Annotated in this window: 14 protein-coding genes; 11 read left to right on the top strand and 3 right to left on the bottom strand. The window is 56.0% G+C overall.

Translation table 11 applies throughout. The features are described from left to right. Positions 1 to 177 precede the first annotated feature (177 nt). From J7G73_RS01425 to J7G73_RS01415, 3 genes are all read left to right on the top strand, one after another. Positions 178 to 2,208, top strand: coding sequence for a glycogen synthase (locus J7G73_RS01425; protein ID WP_291244948.1), 2,031 nt, complete (start codon positions 178 to 180; stop codon positions 2,206 to 2,208). A 197-nt stretch (positions 2,209 to 2,405) separates the two neighbouring features. Beyond that, positions 2,406 to 2,717, top strand: a complete 312-nt coding sequence (locus J7G73_RS01420) for a PadR family transcriptional regulator (RefSeq protein ID WP_291244947.1) — start codon at positions 2,406 to 2,408, stop codon at positions 2,715 to 2,717. Then, positions 2,714 to 3,874, top strand: coding sequence for a DUF2812 domain-containing protein (locus J7G73_RS01415; RefSeq protein WP_291244946.1), 1,161 nt, complete (start codon positions 2,714 to 2,716; stop codon positions 3,872 to 3,874). Before J7G73_RS01420 ends, J7G73_RS01415 begins: the two co-directional genes overlap by 4 nt. Before the next feature lie 153 nt (positions 3,875 to 4,027). Here J7G73_RS01415 and J7G73_RS01410 read toward each other — a convergent pair whose 3' ends face one another. The 3 genes from J7G73_RS01410 to J7G73_RS01400 are packed head-to-tail and all read right to left on the bottom strand — an operon-like array spanning position 4,028 to position 5,720. Then, the gene (locus tag J7G73_RS01410) at positions 4,028 to 4,483 is read right to left on the bottom strand and encodes a hypothetical protein (RefSeq protein ID WP_291244945.1); all 456 of its coding nucleotides are present in this window, start codon (positions 4,481 to 4,483) and stop codon (positions 4,028 to 4,030) included. A 17-nt stretch (positions 4,484 to 4,500) separates the two neighbouring features. Continuing rightward, complete coding sequence (locus tag J7G73_RS01405) at positions 4,501 to 4,845, bottom strand: hypothetical protein (protein ID WP_291244944.1); 345 nt, start codon at positions 4,843 to 4,845, stop codon at positions 4,501 to 4,503. Continuing rightward, positions 4,842 to 5,720, bottom strand: coding sequence for a BTAD domain-containing putative transcriptional regulator (locus J7G73_RS01400; RefSeq protein ID WP_291244943.1), 879 nt, complete (start codon positions 5,718 to 5,720; stop codon positions 4,842 to 4,844). The genes J7G73_RS01405 and J7G73_RS01400 overlap by 4 nt, the downstream gene beginning before the upstream one ends. 235 nt (positions 5,721 to 5,955) lie before the next feature. Between J7G73_RS01400 and J7G73_RS01395 the strand changes: the two genes are divergently transcribed. The 8 genes from J7G73_RS01395 (at position 5,956) to J7G73_RS01360 (ending at position 14,498) form a co-directional block, all read left to right on the top strand. Next, a complete protein-coding gene (locus J7G73_RS01395; protein WP_291244942.1) occupies positions 5,956 to 6,243 on the top strand; it encodes a hypothetical protein in 288 nt (95 codons plus the stop codon). Between the two features lie 13 nt (positions 6,244 to 6,256). Next, positions 6,257 to 6,784, top strand: coding sequence for a hypothetical protein (locus J7G73_RS01390; RefSeq protein WP_291244941.1), 528 nt, complete (start codon positions 6,257 to 6,259; stop codon positions 6,782 to 6,784). Beyond that, positions 6,774 to 11,000 carry a VWA domain-containing protein gene (locus J7G73_RS01385; protein WP_291244940.1) on the top strand — a complete coding sequence of 1,409 codons (4,227 nt, stop codon included), beginning with the start codon at positions 6,774 to 6,776 and terminating at the stop codon, positions 10,998 to 11,000. Before J7G73_RS01390 ends, J7G73_RS01385 begins: the two co-directional genes overlap by 11 nt. A gap of 21 nt (positions 11,001 to 11,021) precedes the next feature. Next, a complete protein-coding gene (locus tag J7G73_RS01380; protein ID WP_291244939.1) occupies positions 11,022 to 11,672 on the top strand; it encodes a hypothetical protein in 651 nt (216 codons plus the stop codon). 52 nt (positions 11,673 to 11,724) lie between these two features. Next, positions 11,725 to 12,243, top strand: coding sequence for a signal peptidase I (locus J7G73_RS01375; protein WP_291244938.1), 519 nt, complete (start codon positions 11,725 to 11,727; stop codon positions 12,241 to 12,243). Between the two features lie 120 nt (positions 12,244 to 12,363). Further along, positions 12,364 to 13,065, top strand: a complete 702-nt coding sequence (locus J7G73_RS01370; RefSeq protein WP_291244937.1) for a TasA family protein — start codon at positions 12,364 to 12,366, stop codon at positions 13,063 to 13,065. An 85-nt stretch (positions 13,066 to 13,150) separates the two neighbouring features. Next, positions 13,151 to 13,846 (top strand): SipW-dependent-type signal peptide-containing protein, encoded by a 696-nt coding sequence (locus tag J7G73_RS01365; RefSeq protein ID WP_291244936.1) that lies wholly within the window; start codon positions 13,151 to 13,153, stop codon positions 13,844 to 13,846. Positions 13,847 to 13,868: 22 nt separating this feature from the next. Beyond that, entirely contained in the window at positions 13,869 to 14,498 is a 630-nt protein-coding gene (locus J7G73_RS01360) for a SipW-dependent-type signal peptide-containing protein (RefSeq protein WP_291244935.1), read from the top strand. Positions 14,499 to 14,630 lie beyond the last annotated feature (132 nt).

The raw sequence follows: 14,630 nt of genomic DNA, 5'->3' as shown, positions 1-14,630 counted from the left end.
CGCCCCGGCAATTGCAATTCCGGCGGGAATATGCTAACTTTTTTTATAGGGACCCGGGAGCGGCAAACGGCATGCTCCCACGCCGCGCGAAACCGGCGGTTGGGCCGAAGGGGAACCTTTTGGGCGGCCCATCGCCCTGCGGCGCGGTGCGATCACCATTTGAAAGGAAGAGTTGTTGTGGCACAGAAAAAAGCGCAGTCCACCCAGAAAAAGACCGCCGAAGCCAAAGGTGCTTCGACTTCCGCTAAGAAACCCGCGGAGTCTGTGAAAGCAGCCCCCGTCAAGAGTGAACCCGTAACCAAGACCGAGCCCGCCGCCAAGGCGGAGCCTGCCAAGAAGGCTGAGCCCGCCCCCAAGGCAGAGCCTGCCAAGAAGACCGAGCCCGCCGCCAAGGCGGAGCCTGCCAAGAAGGCCGAGCCTGCCCCCAAGGCGGAGCCTGTCAAGAAGGCCGAGCCTGCCCCCAAGGCGGAGCCTGCCAAGAAGACCGAGCCCGCTGCCAAGGCAGAGCCTGCCGAGAAGGCCGAGCCTTCTGCCGAGGCAGAGCCTGTCAAGAAGACCCGGACCACCACCCGGAAGACCGCGGCCAAAAAGGCCAAGTCTGCCGCCAAGAAGGCAGCTGAGGAGACCAAGCCCGCTGCCCCCGCAGAGGAGGCCGCACCTGTGGCCGAGCAGCCCGCCGCACCCGTAGCGGAGACGGCACCCGCTGCCGAGCCTGTGGTGGAGGCGGCTCCCGCCCAGCCCCAGTACGACACCCCCCGCCGGAGCGTGGCCTTCATCGGCTCCGAGTGCCATCCCTTCGTCAAGACCGGCGGTCTGGGCGACGTGATGTACGCGCTGCCCCGCGAGCTGGTCAAGCAGAACTGCGACGTGCGGGTCATCCTGCCCCGCTACGCCTGTATCCCCCAGAAGTACCAGGACAAGATGGTCTACCGGGGCGAGTTCTACATGGACCTGGGCGAGACCGGCCGCAGCTACTATGTGGGCATCATGGAGTACATCTGGGACGGTGTGGTCTACGACTTCATCGATAACCAGGAGTTCTTCTCCGCAGGCAACCCCTATGTGGGCCTGGTGGAGGACATCCCCAAATACTGCTTCTTCAGCAAGGCCGCGCTGGCTGCCCTGAATTACATGAACTGGATTCCCGACATCATCCACTGCCACGACTGGCAGGCAGCTCTGGTGCCGGTATTCCAGAAGACCCTGTTCCATGATTCTCCCGTGGGCCGCGCCAAGAGCGTGCTCACCATCCATAACCTGCGGTTCCAGGGCATCTACAACATTCCCACCATCCGCTACTGGACCGGCCTGCCCGCCGAGGTGTTCAACATGGGCGCGCTGCAGCAGGCCTGGCGGGATGCCAACATGCTCAAGGGCGGCCTGGCCTACGCCGACCGCATCACCACCGTGAGCAACACCTACGCCTGGGAGATCCAGACCCCGGAATACGGCGAAAAGCTGGAGGACCATCTGCGTTACCACAGCTACAAGCTGCGGGGCATCGTGAACGGCATCGACTACGGCATGTGGAACCCGGCCACCGACCCGGCCCTGGCCGTGAATTACGACATCACCAACGTGCTGGAGCGCAAGCCCCAGAACAAGCTGGCTTTGCAGAAGGAGCTGGGCCTGGTTGAGGACGAGGGCAAGCTGGTCGTTGGCCTGATCTCCCGCCTGACCAACCAGAAGGGCCTGGATCTGGTGAACGCCATCGTGCCCCAGATCATGGACGGCAACACCCAGGTGGTGGTGCTGGGCACCGGCGACAAGGAGTATGAGGACACCTTCCGCTACTACGAGAACGCCTACAAGGGCATGTTCAGCGCCTGCATCCAGTACGATGAGTCCCGCGCTCATCGGATCTACGCCGGTGCGGATGTGCTGCTGGTGCCCTCCCGCTTCGAGCCCTGCGGCCTGACCCAGCTGAACGCCATGCACTACGGCACCCTGCCCATCGTGCGCGAGACCGGCGGCCTGAAGGACACCGTGGAGCCCTACAACGTGTTCAACGGCGGCGGCAACGGCTTCACCTTCGACCGCTACGACGCGGGCCTGCTGCTGGACGCCATCAACCGGGCCAAGACCGAATACTTCACCAGCCGCTATCACTGGGACGAGGTGGTCCAGCGGGATATGGCGAAGGATGTGTCCTGGACCAATTCCGCCCGTCAGTACAAGGATTTGTACCTGGAGCTCACTCCCTGGTAATCGAAAAAGCAAACCAAACAAAAAGGCAGACCCTGCGGGGTCTGCCTTTTTTGCTTGGAAACAGGATCAAAATGGGGAAAGAAAACGAAAGGGCGGGCCTCTGTGCTGCCTTGACGGTCTGCGCCCCATGTGTTAATCTGAAGGGGGAAACATATCGCGTCGCGATATATCGCGGCGCAATAGAGAGGAGGCGCGCCATGGCACAGAACACACCGATGACCGAGGCAATGTATTACCTGCTTCTGGCTCTTCTGCGCCCCGCGCACGGTTACCGGCTGATGCAGCAGGTCTCCGAGGCCAGTGCGGGCCGGGTCACAATGGGTGCGGGGACGATGTACGGTCTTCTGTCCAGGCTGGAAAAGGAGGGGCTGATCGAACTGCAAAAGCAGGACGAGCGGCGCAAGACCTACGCCCTGACGGATGCCGGGCGCGAGGCGCTGCGCACCGAGTACAACCGCCTGCGGGCGCTTGTGTCCGACGGCGAAAAGATGGAGGTGAACCGGCTGTGAAACGAGTTTACAGAATTTCTCTGCCTGCCTGGGCGATTGCCGAGCGGGAGGAGTACTATGCACAGATGGCCGCGCGGGGGCTGCTGGTCCGCCGCTGCGGGACGTTTTTGACCCGCTTTGAGCGCGGCGAGCCGTCGCAGAGAATCTACCGGCTGGATGCCGCGCCCCAGCGCAGCACGGAGCCGCCGGAGGAACAGCGCCGCCTGTATGAGGAGGGCGGATGGCAGTTTGTGTGCAAAAGCGACTGGTTCAACCTGTACGCCGCTGCACCCGGTACCACCGAGCTGCACACCGACCCGGAGTGGCAGAGCGAGACGCTTACCCCCGTGCGCCGGAGTCTTCGCAACGATGTAATCGCAAAGGCACTCTACGCCGTATTCTGGGTGGCGATGCTGTTTGCGGGCAGGCTGGCGTTTGGCCGGGATATGACAATCGGCGACGCGGTCTGCCTCGCCTTTGTGCAGCTGGGCTGGATTCTGCCCATGCTGCTGCTGTTTGTTCTGGCGATGGTCGCCTCGGTGGCCGCGGCGTTTGTGCACTTTTCCCATTATCTGCGCTGCCTGCGTGCCGGCAGGCGGCCGGAGAGCAGGCAGCTGCGCCGGAGCATCCTGCTGCGCCGTGCGGAGAGCGCGGTGATGGTGCTGCTGACGGCTGTGCTGATCGTCGCGTTCCTGTCGCTTCTGCCGCGCTCTGCTCCGCTGGGCAGCGCCCCGGGGGATGAGCGACTCCTCCGTCTTGAGCAGCTGGAGCCGGAGGTCCGGCCGTTTGCGGGCACGGGCCTCGGCGGCATCGAGGGCGGCGGAGTGGACTTCTGCGCATCGCCTTTTTCCTCCTTCCAGCTGGACTGCACCCAGCTGAGCGGCCCGGATGGCAGCAGCCCGTCGCTGTTCCAGCACTACATCAAGCTTCGCGTCCCGGTCAGTGCACAGACCGCCGCCCGGGCCATGGCGAAGAGCAGCTTTTTGTATGATGCGGTTTCGGTGGAGGCAGACAAGCTTCCCGCCGGTTTGGATTTTGCCCTGATGAACAGCAGATATGAGGGGGTCGTGGAGTTCTGCGCCGTGCGCGGCCGATGCATTTTGATGGTGCAGTACATCGGCGACAGTACGTCCGCGGAGGATGCCCTTGCTCTGGCAGCCCGGGTGCTGGCGGAATAAAGAGACAAAACCAAAGGCAGACCCGGCGGGGTCTGCCTTTTTTGCTGCATAAAAGTGAGGTGGGTACCCCGGTATGCCGGAAAACAAAAACGCCGGATGCAGGGACTTGCCCGGCATCCGGCGGATGTAATCTGTTGAAAAAGCAGCGGCTGCTCAGCTCATGTACTCCCGCATCAGGTGCAGCAGCTCAATGTCGCTGCGGAAGCTCTGCCGTCCGGCGGGGGTCTCCTCCCGGTCCGGCACGATGATGCGGCCCTGCAGGCTCTGATTCTGGCGATAGAGGATCTCGATGGTGAAATGCCCCAGCTTGCGAGCGGTCACCGGCTGGGCCGGGGTCCAGCGAAGGGGAGTGGAATTGCCGGAAAAGCTGTTCAGCGCTTCGCTGCGCACCGGGCGGCCCAGCTCGTCACACAGCTCGTCCAGCAGGGTGGTGAGCTGGGTAAAGCTGGAGAAGGCGAAGGGCGGCACGCTGCCGCACAAAGGGATCGCCACACCGGAAAAGCTGTCGCCCTGGCGGTCGGTTACCTGGACCAGCACGCTCACCGGGCCGTAGCCGCAGAAATGCCGGCCCGGCTCGTTGTTGGGGTGAATATTGCAAAAATCGTTCATAGCTTTCACACTCTTTCTCATTGGGGCTGCCAGATCCCGCTGTTGGGGAAGGGCATGTCGGTCTCCACGGTCTGCAGGGAGTGGCGCAGCGCCACCCCGCGCACCGGCTGCTGCTTGTAGCGGGCCTGGATGCGCTGATCCACGATCTCGCAGTTTTCCCGGTCGGTGCCGATGAGCAGCACCAGGAACCGGTCCCGCCCGTGCTGGGTGAAGGCGTCGCCCCGGCGCAGGCTGTCGTGGATCGCGCCGGACAGCAGCGGCGCGGCCTGGGCGATTTTGTCGGTGTCGGTGAGGGCATGGCCCTTGGGGTCCACCAGCCAGTACAGCAGCAGGCAGGCGCTCTGGCCGGTGCGCTCGATCATGCGGCAGCACATGCGGTATACGTCGATGAAGCTGGGGTAGCTGCAATAGTAGGCCCCCGCTGGTGCTCGGCCTCCCGCAGCTGGTTGTTCAGCTCGAAGATGGTCTCGTGACTGTCCTGGTTGGCCAGGCTCAGCAGCTGGAACCGACGGGTCAGCTCGGCGCTGGGCTTCACCACAAAGTCCTCGGTCAGGGTGCGGATGGCCTGGTCGTATACCTGCTTTGCCTCCTGGTAGCGCTCCAGGTTCATCAGGCAGTCGATGCGCAGGCAGAAGAACTCCTCCAGCGGATGCATCGAGCTGGCCCGGGTGGCAATGCCCAGCAGCTGTTCCCATTCGCCACGTTCAGGCAGCAGCTGGGTCAGCGCGTCCAGGCAGGCGAAATAGTCCATGCGGTACTTGGCGGCGGTGGTCACAGCCCAGTCGTCCATGGCCAGATGGGGCAGGAAGTCGCCGGAATACAGCTGCTCCGCCTCCAGAAGAAGCTCCAGCCGCTGGTCCGCGTCGGTGGTCTGCCCGGCCTGGGCCATGCACTCCTCAAAGCGGGTCACATCGCTGTGGATGGGTACCGAGCAGGTGAGGGTGTACTGATTGCTCTTCAGCTGCACGCCCACCTCACCGGGCAGCGCGGCCTTTTTCAGGCGGCGGCGCAGCTGGGAGATGGTCACGTTCAGGTTGTTGGCCGGGTCGCTGGTGGAGTCATCCACAAAGAAAGCGTCCATCAGGGTGTTGCGGGAAACACCGGCCGGGTACCGGAACAACAGAAATTGCAGCACCCGCATGGCCTTGGTGGTGCAGTTGTCCAGCGGGACAGGCTGCCCGTTCACCCAGACGGAAAACTCGCCGAATAATTTGATGTAAATGGTATCGTGTGTCATGGTTGCGCTTCACCTCTGGCAGCCGGACGGTCGCAGAAAATCTGAAACGGTGGGAATGCACAACAAAACAACTATTTTGTTGTTACTCCCACCGGCTTTTGTCCGCTATCTATATGAAATAATAATAGAGCATATCCGGTTTTATTTCAAGTGATTCCCCCCTTTTTGATCTGGTTAATCTGAACGGGCGGCATCAAAAAACAGGACAATATTTGTCACTTTGAGCCTCGGATGAATGGAAATCGGCCTGATGCGGGCGGTGGCGGAGCGGTGTGAGCGCCGGGGTTTTCAGTTGGGGCGGGACCGATCCGTTTCTTTATTAATAGGTATAATATCATGGTTAAAGAGTTCGTGTTTTGACAGCAAAATATGGATGAAAGCAATCCCCGGCGGCTTTTTTGCAAAGCTGCCGGGGATTTTTTCTGCTCTCTTAAAAAAAGATGAAATTTTTGTGCCGGATTTTAAGCGGATTTTAAGTGCCGTGTGGGATAGTATGCTCAAAGCTTTGAGGAAGACGAGGTGAAGAGCATTTGAACATGGAAGGTTTCCATTCCGGGGCGCCGAACCTGTGCCGCGTGTGCGTGGACGCATGGGCGGGCGGCGAAGCGACCGGCAGGCTCTATCACTGTTATTCCAAACAGCCGGAGCCGATCGGCCGGACCAGCGATGTGCTGGACAGCATCGACCGCCTGTGCGACCGGCTGAACTACCCCGCCAGGACACAGCAGCCCAGACGCTTCGGTCCACAGAGGCCAAGGCCGCAGCCGCAGACCACACAGAAGAAGGTGGAGCCGCAGATGACAAGAGAAGAGCTTGCCGAACAGAAAGGAAAGATGGCCACCTTTGTGGTGCATGTGATGTACCGCCAGCATTCCACCTGGCAGGGCAGCGTGACCTGGGCCGAAACGGGAGAGAAAGCGAATTTCCGCAGTGCGCTGGAGCTGATCAAGCTGATGGACAGCGCGGTGGACGAAACCCTGGAAGACGAGTCACCCCCGCAGGACGAACCAAATCTTGCACGACCAAAGAATCCGGTTAGGGAGGAAACAGACTATGAAACATAAAATGTGGAGCCGTTTACTCAGCATGGCGCTGGCGGTAATGATGATCGCCAGCATCGTGCCCAACAGCGCCTTCGCCGAGGCAGGCAGCGAGCTGGCTGCCAGCAGCCAGGTGGTGACCGAGATGGTCGAGGGGACTGAGGAAGTGACTCAGCCGGAGGAAACCACCGGCGAGGAGCCTGCAGAGCAGCCCGCCGGCGAGACTGCTTCCGATGAGGAGCCTGTGGCCGAGCCCAGCACTGAGCCTGCCGTCGAGAGCGAGCAGCCCACCACTGAGCCCACCCAGGCCCCGGCCGAGACCGCTGTGTCCAGTGAGCAGCCCAGCGCCGAGCCCTCTGCGGCTCCCGAAGGCACCGAGACCCCTGAGGGTACTGCTGTGCCCACCGAGACCCCCACGCCCAGCGCCAGCCCGCTGCCCAGCGAGAGCCCTGTGCCCAGTGAGACTCCGGCTCCCAGCGAGACTCCCGTGCCCAGCGAGACCCCTGTAACGACTGAGGATTTGAACGAGGCGGAATACACCGTTTCTGAGCCGGTAACCGGTGCGGAGGGTGTTACTGTTACTGTGCAGGTTCCGGAAGGCGCACTGCCTGTGGGCGCCGAGCTGAAGGCCAGTCTGGTGGCGGAAGGCAGTGATGAATACAACAAAGCGGAACAGGCTTTGAGTGCAAGTGATCAGGGATACCACGGTTTGGTTGCGATGGACATTCATTTCGAAGTGGATGGACAGGAAGTAGAGCCCAAGAAGGAAGTTCAGGTATCGATTGATGCCCAGGCCCTGCTGCCGGAAGAGGCCGATCCTGAGACCGTGGCGGTGCAGCATCTGAAGGAAAATGAAAACGGTGAAGTGGTTGCCGTGGAGACTGTGGCAGATACCACGGAGCAGACCACCGGTGATGTGGTTGTGCAGGAAGCACTAGTAGAAGAGCCTGCTATGGATATGGCGACTACTTTTGCGGTAGATGGCTTCTCTATGTTTACGATTACCTGGACCATCAAGGATAACCTGAACCGTGATGTTACATTCAACCTTCCCATTGAGCTGTACAGTGTAAACGGAACCAGGCTTTCGGATGCATTGACACAGGAGGTTTCCGCGGCCAACACCGGTGCAGACATGGATGTTGACCAGTTGGTGAATGAAGCGGGAATTGCGCAGATCACCTTTGAAAATGAAGTTTATAATTTCAGCTACGCCACCGATCGCTTCCTGGGGCAGGATATCTCTACCTGGAATGCAGGGCTGCTTCAGGAGAAGACCGAACGGACAAAAGCAGGCGATGGCTACCTAACGTGGGACGGCTGGTTCCGTGAGTGTGAATACACCACGACCTACACGTATGCAGTATGGTACGGCGAGAAGCCTTCTTCTGTCAATGCAGATAACGTGATCGCTGTGCGCAGCTATACCAAGGTACAGCCTGTAATCGAAAAATGGGATTGGGGCTGGGAGAAACATAAAGATAACGGCACCCCCGCATACAGTGCCCTGAGCGCCCAGCAAGATAAGAAGACCATTTGTCTGATGTACACCAAAGAGAATGCCCCGGTCGTGGATCGTGAGCTGAGCAGAGAAAAGTACGTGGTGGACAATGAAAATGGCACATACGATTTGAACCTGACTGTTTCCGGCGCGGTGGGTTCCACTTCCGATCCGGCCAAGGTGGATGTCATCATGATTTTTGATGAATCCAACAGTATGGATGATGAGGTATGGGTTAACGGCAAAAAGATAACCCTGATGGATCAGGCTAAAAGTGCAGGTGAGACCCTAGTTAATAGTCTGCAGGAAGAGCAAGCCAAGGGAACACTGGATGTTCATTACAATATTGTGTCCTTCTGGGGCAATTCTACTGGAAGCGACAGCGGAAGGAACAAGCAAGCTACTTCGAGCGGCTGGAAGGAAACCGCAGCAGAGGCTAATTCTGTGATCGACACGCTGGAGCCAAAGGATGGAAATAATGGCGGCACCAACTATCAGGCAGGCTTGCGCGAGGCAAACAGGCAGCTCAGTAGTGAGGGGTGCCGTGATGATGCGGAAACCATCATGATTTTCTTCACGGACGGCGAACCTACTTACCGCTTGACGTGGATTCAGGAAGATGGGCATGTCGAGAATGGAACTTACTGGCGTGCAAATAATTATGGAGCCGGCGGTCACGACTATTTTAAAAATAATCAGAACTGTGCCGTTGAAGAAGCAGGAAACATTCAGGTTGACCGTTTCTATGCTGTGGGCGTAGAAGGCGCTAAGCTGGAAGGACTGCAGGCAATCGCCAACGCAACGCAGTCCACGGTACACAATGCCATCACCACTAACGCAGAAGAGTTGAATAGCATTTTCGCCGGGATTGCGGCGGATATCACCCAGCTTCTGTGTGACCATGTGACCATTACCGATACCTTCAGTTCGTACGCCCAGCCGGTCATGGAATCCGGAGTGCCTGCCGAGCTGACATTAACGATCAAGGACGGCGAAGGAAACATTAAATATGGACCGTCCCCTTCGATTGCACTCCCCGAGACTGACATCAACGAGCCAGCAACGCTGACTCCTTCGTATGCAGATGGAAAGGTAACGCTGAAATTCCCGGATGAGTACAAACTGGAAAGCGGCTGGGAGTACATCGTTACCATTCAAATTGAGCCCACCGCGGCTGCTTACGAGAAATATCAGGAGTTGAAGGCGTATCCGAGTACAGGTGAAGAAGGGACCGGCACGTCATCGGCTGGACAACCGGGCTTCCCTTCCAATGACATGGCAACTGTTTCCTATGTCTACAACGATGAGGACTATGTGGTAACGTATCCGGTACCTGTTATTCAGATCACACCGGGTACCCTGGTGATCGAAAAGACCATTTCCGGCATGACCGAGCAGGAGATTGCTGCATTGCAGACGCAGCTCAACTTTGATGTTGAACTGAATGGTGTCACAAAAAATGTTCCTTTCACAGAATTTACTGAGGGAGATGACGGCGTATACAGATACGAGGTCGTGGGCCTCGCTCCCAATACGGAGTATGAGGTTACCGAGCAAGACGCGGATCTGTCAGACTTCGGTTACACATTGGTTGCAGATGCAACAAATGAGAGCGGAACTGTTGGGAAGGAACAGACCGTTACGGCTTCTTTCTCCAACGTTTATGTGAAGGAAAGCGGAGATTTTACTTATACGGTCACGAAAGAGTGGGCGGGAGCGGCCCCCGAAAATTGGAGTGTTACCGTCACGCTCCATGCCTGTGAGAATGGAACAGAGGTTCCTGCAGCACAACAGACCGCCACGCTCACGGCAGCAAATCCGACATATACCTTTACTGGCCTAAGCTCTAAATACACCTATACGGTGACGGAGCAAGCGGATAATGCGATCCAGAAGGAGGTAACCTCCAACACTACCTATACCGGCGTGGGTGAGCCGGTTACCAGCTGCAAAAACCTGGATTTCCCGTTCTCTGGTGACCGAATTATGGCAGGCAGCGTCACAGGACATGGTGGCTACTTCGTGGTTACTAAGAACCTGCTCACGGCGGAGGACAAAGAGGCCGTGGTGTCGTTTATGCAGGAAAATGGCCAAGGAAACTTTGGCCAAATGACGTTGGAGAATACGGAGTTCGTTACACCGGCAGATTTTGAGAATGGGCGTTATGAGCTTGATGATGGCAAGTATTTGGCCCTGAATGAGGATCAGACCGTACTGAAGCTGAGCGCGGAGAATGTCTGGAGCTTGATGTACTATTCTCAGATTCAGAAGGAAATGTCGACGACCTTTGTGAACCAGGTTGCTAATGGCTATCTGACCATCAACAAAGTTGTCAAGGGTGGTACATACGGTGATGGGCGCGACATGTTTACCTTCAAAGTAACTGCACTGAGTGGCAGCAAGAAGGACACGGTTTGGTATTTCCATGTGCAGGGAACCGGCGATGCTGTGACGGCGTTTGAGCTGCCGGCAGGGAGATATCAGATCGAGGAATTGGATAACCAGGCCTATAACTGCGATCCTTCGATCAAGGAAGTGGAGATTGGGCCGGAAGATATCCAAACTGAGCCGGAACTTGTACAATTCACCAACACAAAGCAAAAATCCAACATTCCCACCGATGGCGGCGGAGTTGAGAACCGGTTCGACAAGGATAGCAATGGTGATATCATTATCACCGCTAAAAAACATGATGAAGACACAGAAGTACTACCCGAAGAAAATGTAGTTACAGACTAAGCCGGAAAGGAGCGATGAAACATGAAAAAGTTGTTTAAGACCCATGCGAAACTGTGCATCGCCGTTCTGGCTCTGGCGCTGGTTACGGTGGGCGGCACTCTGGCACTGATGGCGGTTTCCTCCAATTCCGTTATGAACAACTTCGCTGCTGCAAGCATCGATACGGAGATCAAAGAGGTTCTGACTGACGGCAACAAACAGGTGTCCATTGTCAATAAGACCAATTCCTCCGATGCTTATGTCCGCGCCCGAATCATGGTATCCGGCATAAATCCCGATCAGGTGCTGATCAAGAGCACGGTAGCGGAAGCAGAAGCTGAGGCTGAAAAAGACACGGGCAAAGACAGCGTTTATCTGGTTATGGGCCAAGACTATGATGCAACGTCTTGGAACTGGGAAAAGGATAGTAGTGAAGAGTCCTATTCGGATGATTATTACTATTATCTGGATGTTTTGGAGGCAGGCGAAGAAAGCACCAAGCTTCTGGAAAAGGTGGTTCTGGGTAAGGCTTTGCAGGGGGACGAAGGATTCCTGGAAAACTTCACAGTCACTATTTACCACGAAAGTGTGCTGGCCATCGAACAGCCCCCCGAGATTACAGTGGGAGTGGTGAAAAGCGCCTTTGACGCGGCTGCGCCCGCGGCCACGCCTGCGCCTACGCCCGGGTCCTGATTGGATTTCCCGGAATAAGGCGGGCACAAAAACCTGGCAAGGAGCTTGATGCATGCTTCAAAAAATTTGTAGTTTTCTTTCAACCATTCTGATGGTGGTGCTGCTTGCGCTGGCCGCGGTGCTCATTGTACCCGTTATTCTGGGTTACACTGAGCTGGCCGTGCTCACCGGCAGCATGCAGCCCACCATCCCGGTGGGAAGCCTGATCTATGTAAAGGAGGTGGAGCCTTCCACACTACAGGTTGGCGATGTGGTCACCTACCAGCTGGAAGGCGACACCATGGTTACCCACCGTGTAGTGGAAGTAAACCCTGACGAAAACTATGTGGTTACACAGGGGGATGCCAATGAGGATTCGGATGGTGAGATTACCTTCGATCGGATTGTTGGCAAAATGGACTTCCATCTGCCGTATCTTGGTTACATCAGCATGAATATCCGCACCAAAACTGGCATTTTGGCTATCTGTGGAACGCTGATTGTGATTATTTTGCTGACCTTTATTCCGGAGATCTTTTCAAACGAAGAAGATGAGGAAGAAAAAAGCAAGAAGACAGAAAAACAAAATTAAGGCAGTGTTTTTTAAGTGCCCTTTAAGTCTTGCATGATAGGATAGGGGCAATAAGAAATCTGCTTTAACAAAGCGAACTTTAAAATGCGGAAACGCACAAATCAAAGGGAGGACTTAGTCATGAAAAAGAACAAACTGATGATGGCAGTCGTATCGGCATCTTTGGTAGGTGTAGTCGCTGTTGGCGGCACTTTGGCTTACCTGAGCGATAAGTCCAACGATGTCACCAATACCTTTACCCTGGGGACCGGCTATGCGACTAATGCGCTGACTCTGGATGAGACAAAGGTTACTCCGGGTGCTGAATTGCCCACTGCTCCTGCTCCGGGAAAAGAAAATCGCGTGGGAACTGATCAGAGCTATCCGGACCTTCTCCCCGGCGCTGAGTTTGCCAAAGATCCCACTTTCCATCTGGAGGCTAATTCTCCGAAAAGCTACATTATTGCGAAAGTGACGAATGCGCAGGCTGCAGAGGATGCCAATTACATTTTCAAAGATGCAGCGAAGAATGTTGGCTTTGACAGTAATTGGAAAAAGGTCGCTAACTCTGATGATAAAATCATTGGAAAAGACGGAGTTGCGGACGACGGTTCTCTGGATGGTTACTACCTGTTTGTGGATGACAATAAGGCAGGCAAGATTGTTGAGGGCGGTCAGAGCACAGAGGCTATTTTCACCTATGTGCAGCTTGATCCCAGCGTGAACAATACTAATCTCAGCGGTTCCGATAATAAGACGACTACTGTGATTGGCGTTGCAGTACAGGCCGACAATAACACCGAGGGTAATGCTGTTGCCGAAGCAGTCCAGCTGTTAAAGTAATCTTTCGAATACGTTGTACTTAAAATGAGTGCATGCAGGGAGCATGTGATTCATAAAGTGGAGAGTTAGAAAGAAGGTAATTTTTGTGACGAAAAAAAGAATTGCGACAATGGCAACATGTGTTGTTCTGGTAGGCGCAGTAGTAGTCGGAGGCACATTGGCGTTGCTTACTTCTTCCTCCAATGAGGTGAAGAATACGTTCACGGTTGGAGCTGGGTATCCTGAGGGGCAGGCCCTGGTACTGGATGAATCGGCTGTAACACAAACGATTACAGGTAGTTACGTTGCTGCTACAGGCGCTCGTGATACCGATGGTATCAGCTATGATAAAATCGTAGCAGGCACAACTATTTACAAAGACCCCCAGTTTACACTTAAAGAGGGTTCGCCGGACTCCTGGATCGTCGCAAGAATCCATGGTATGGATGCGCTGAATGGAAAAATTGATGGCACATTTGACACCAACAATGTCTGGTACAAATATGATACGATCACGAAGACCGTAACGCCTGTTACCACTGGTATGGATATCACAGACGGATATTATTTCTATAAGACAAAAGTGAATGCGCTGGCTACGGATAATCGTATTGCTGAGAAACTGTTTACGACACTGGACGTGGCTGCTACAGGTATTGGCAGCGGGGAAATCGGTAATATTTATATTACCGGTTGTGCAGTGCAGGCTGTTGGCGACGAAAGTGTGATCGACAACGAAGTCGCGGAGACCGTATTTAATGCACTTCCCAAGACATTCACAGATGATCAGTTTACTAGCTAATAGGTATTAGAGGTACATAGTCATGAAAAACAAGAGATTGCTTACCGGCGTAATTAGCCTGGCTCTGGTGGCGGTTGTTGGCGTAGGCGCTACCCTGGCTTACTTTACCGACAAAACTGAAACCAAGACCAACGTGTTTACCACCGGCAAAGTGGACATTGAACTGGCTGACTACACCAACGGCCCTGGCGAAGGCGACACCTGGCACGGCGAGAATGCCGGCGATGGCGTAGCTTATGGCAATGTGATGCCCGGCGACACCCTGAGCAAGGTGGTCAAGGTCACCGTAGCAGAGGATTCTTCTGACTGCTATGTGGCGATTCAGCTGATTGCCCGTTCCGATGATAAGCCGGATGCCGACCTGAGTGGCGTTATGGATTCCATCCAGGATCAGGCTCGCGCAAACAACTGGGCATATGAGCGCAAGGGTGATATCCTGACCGTTTACTATCCCACTGTTCTGAGTGCAGGCGACGAAGTAACCATGTTTGAGACTGTAACCGTTCCCACCACCTGGGGCAACGAGTATGCGGACGCTACTTTCTACATCGATGTTCAGGCAGCTGCCGTGCAGGCTGCAAATCTGGATGCTCCGGGCACTGCCTCCGAAGTGACCATTGGCGAGCTGAACGCCCTGTTCAATCAGCGTTGAGAATTATCGCCGATCATACGGTAAATGTTCATTAAAAGGGGGCGGCGGCCATGAAAGCAAAGGCGCTGAGTGCCGTAGCCACGGCACTTCTGCTGGCGGTAATGGCCGTCGCCCTTCCTTTCAGCGTACCAA

Origin of the sequence: Allofournierella sp., assembly GCF_017889395.1 — a bacterium.
In the GTDB taxonomy this organism is placed as follows: domain Bacteria; phylum Bacillota; class Clostridia; order Oscillospirales; family Ruminococcaceae; genus Allofournierella.
The sequence above is the reverse complement of the archived record's forward strand: the minus strand, read 5'-3'. Positions and strand labels throughout refer to the sequence as shown.

What these genes read in the sequence shown, in the direction of transcription:
- J7G73_RS01360 (WP_291244935.1), top strand. Translation starts at nt 13,869, where the DNA reads ATGAAAAACAAGAGATTGCTTACCGGCGTAATTAGCCTGGCTCTGGTG.
- J7G73_RS01405 (WP_291244944.1), bottom strand. Translation starts at nt 4,845, where the DNA reads ATGATCGAGCGCACCGGCCAGAGCGCCTGCCTGCTGCTGTACTGGCTG.
- J7G73_RS01380 (WP_291244939.1), top strand. Translation starts at nt 11,022, where the DNA reads ATGAAAAAGTTGTTTAAGACCCATGCGAAACTGTGCATCGCCGTTCTG.
- J7G73_RS01410 (WP_291244945.1), bottom strand. Translation starts at nt 4,483, where the DNA reads ATGAACGATTTTTGCAATATTCACCCCAACAACGAGCCGGGCCGGCAT.
- J7G73_RS01400 (WP_291244943.1), bottom strand. Translation starts at nt 5,720, where the DNA reads ATGACACACGATACCATTTACATCAAATTATTCGGCGAGTTTTCCGTC.
- J7G73_RS01420 (WP_291244947.1), top strand. Translation starts at nt 2,406, where the DNA reads ATGGCACAGAACACACCGATGACCGAGGCAATGTATTACCTGCTTCTG.
- J7G73_RS01395 (WP_291244942.1), top strand. Translation starts at nt 5,956, where the DNA reads ATGGAAATCGGCCTGATGCGGGCGGTGGCGGAGCGGTGTGAGCGCCGG.
- J7G73_RS01385 (WP_291244940.1), top strand. Translation starts at nt 6,774, where the DNA reads ATGAAACATAAAATGTGGAGCCGTTTACTCAGCATGGCGCTGGCGGTA.
- J7G73_RS01370 (WP_291244937.1), top strand. Translation starts at nt 12,364, where the DNA reads ATGAAAAAGAACAAACTGATGATGGCAGTCGTATCGGCATCTTTGGTA.
- J7G73_RS01375 (WP_291244938.1), top strand. Translation starts at nt 11,725, where the DNA reads ATGCTTCAAAAAATTTGTAGTTTTCTTTCAACCATTCTGATGGTGGTG.
- J7G73_RS01390 (WP_291244941.1), top strand. Translation starts at nt 6,257, where the DNA reads ATGGAAGGTTTCCATTCCGGGGCGCCGAACCTGTGCCGCGTGTGCGTG.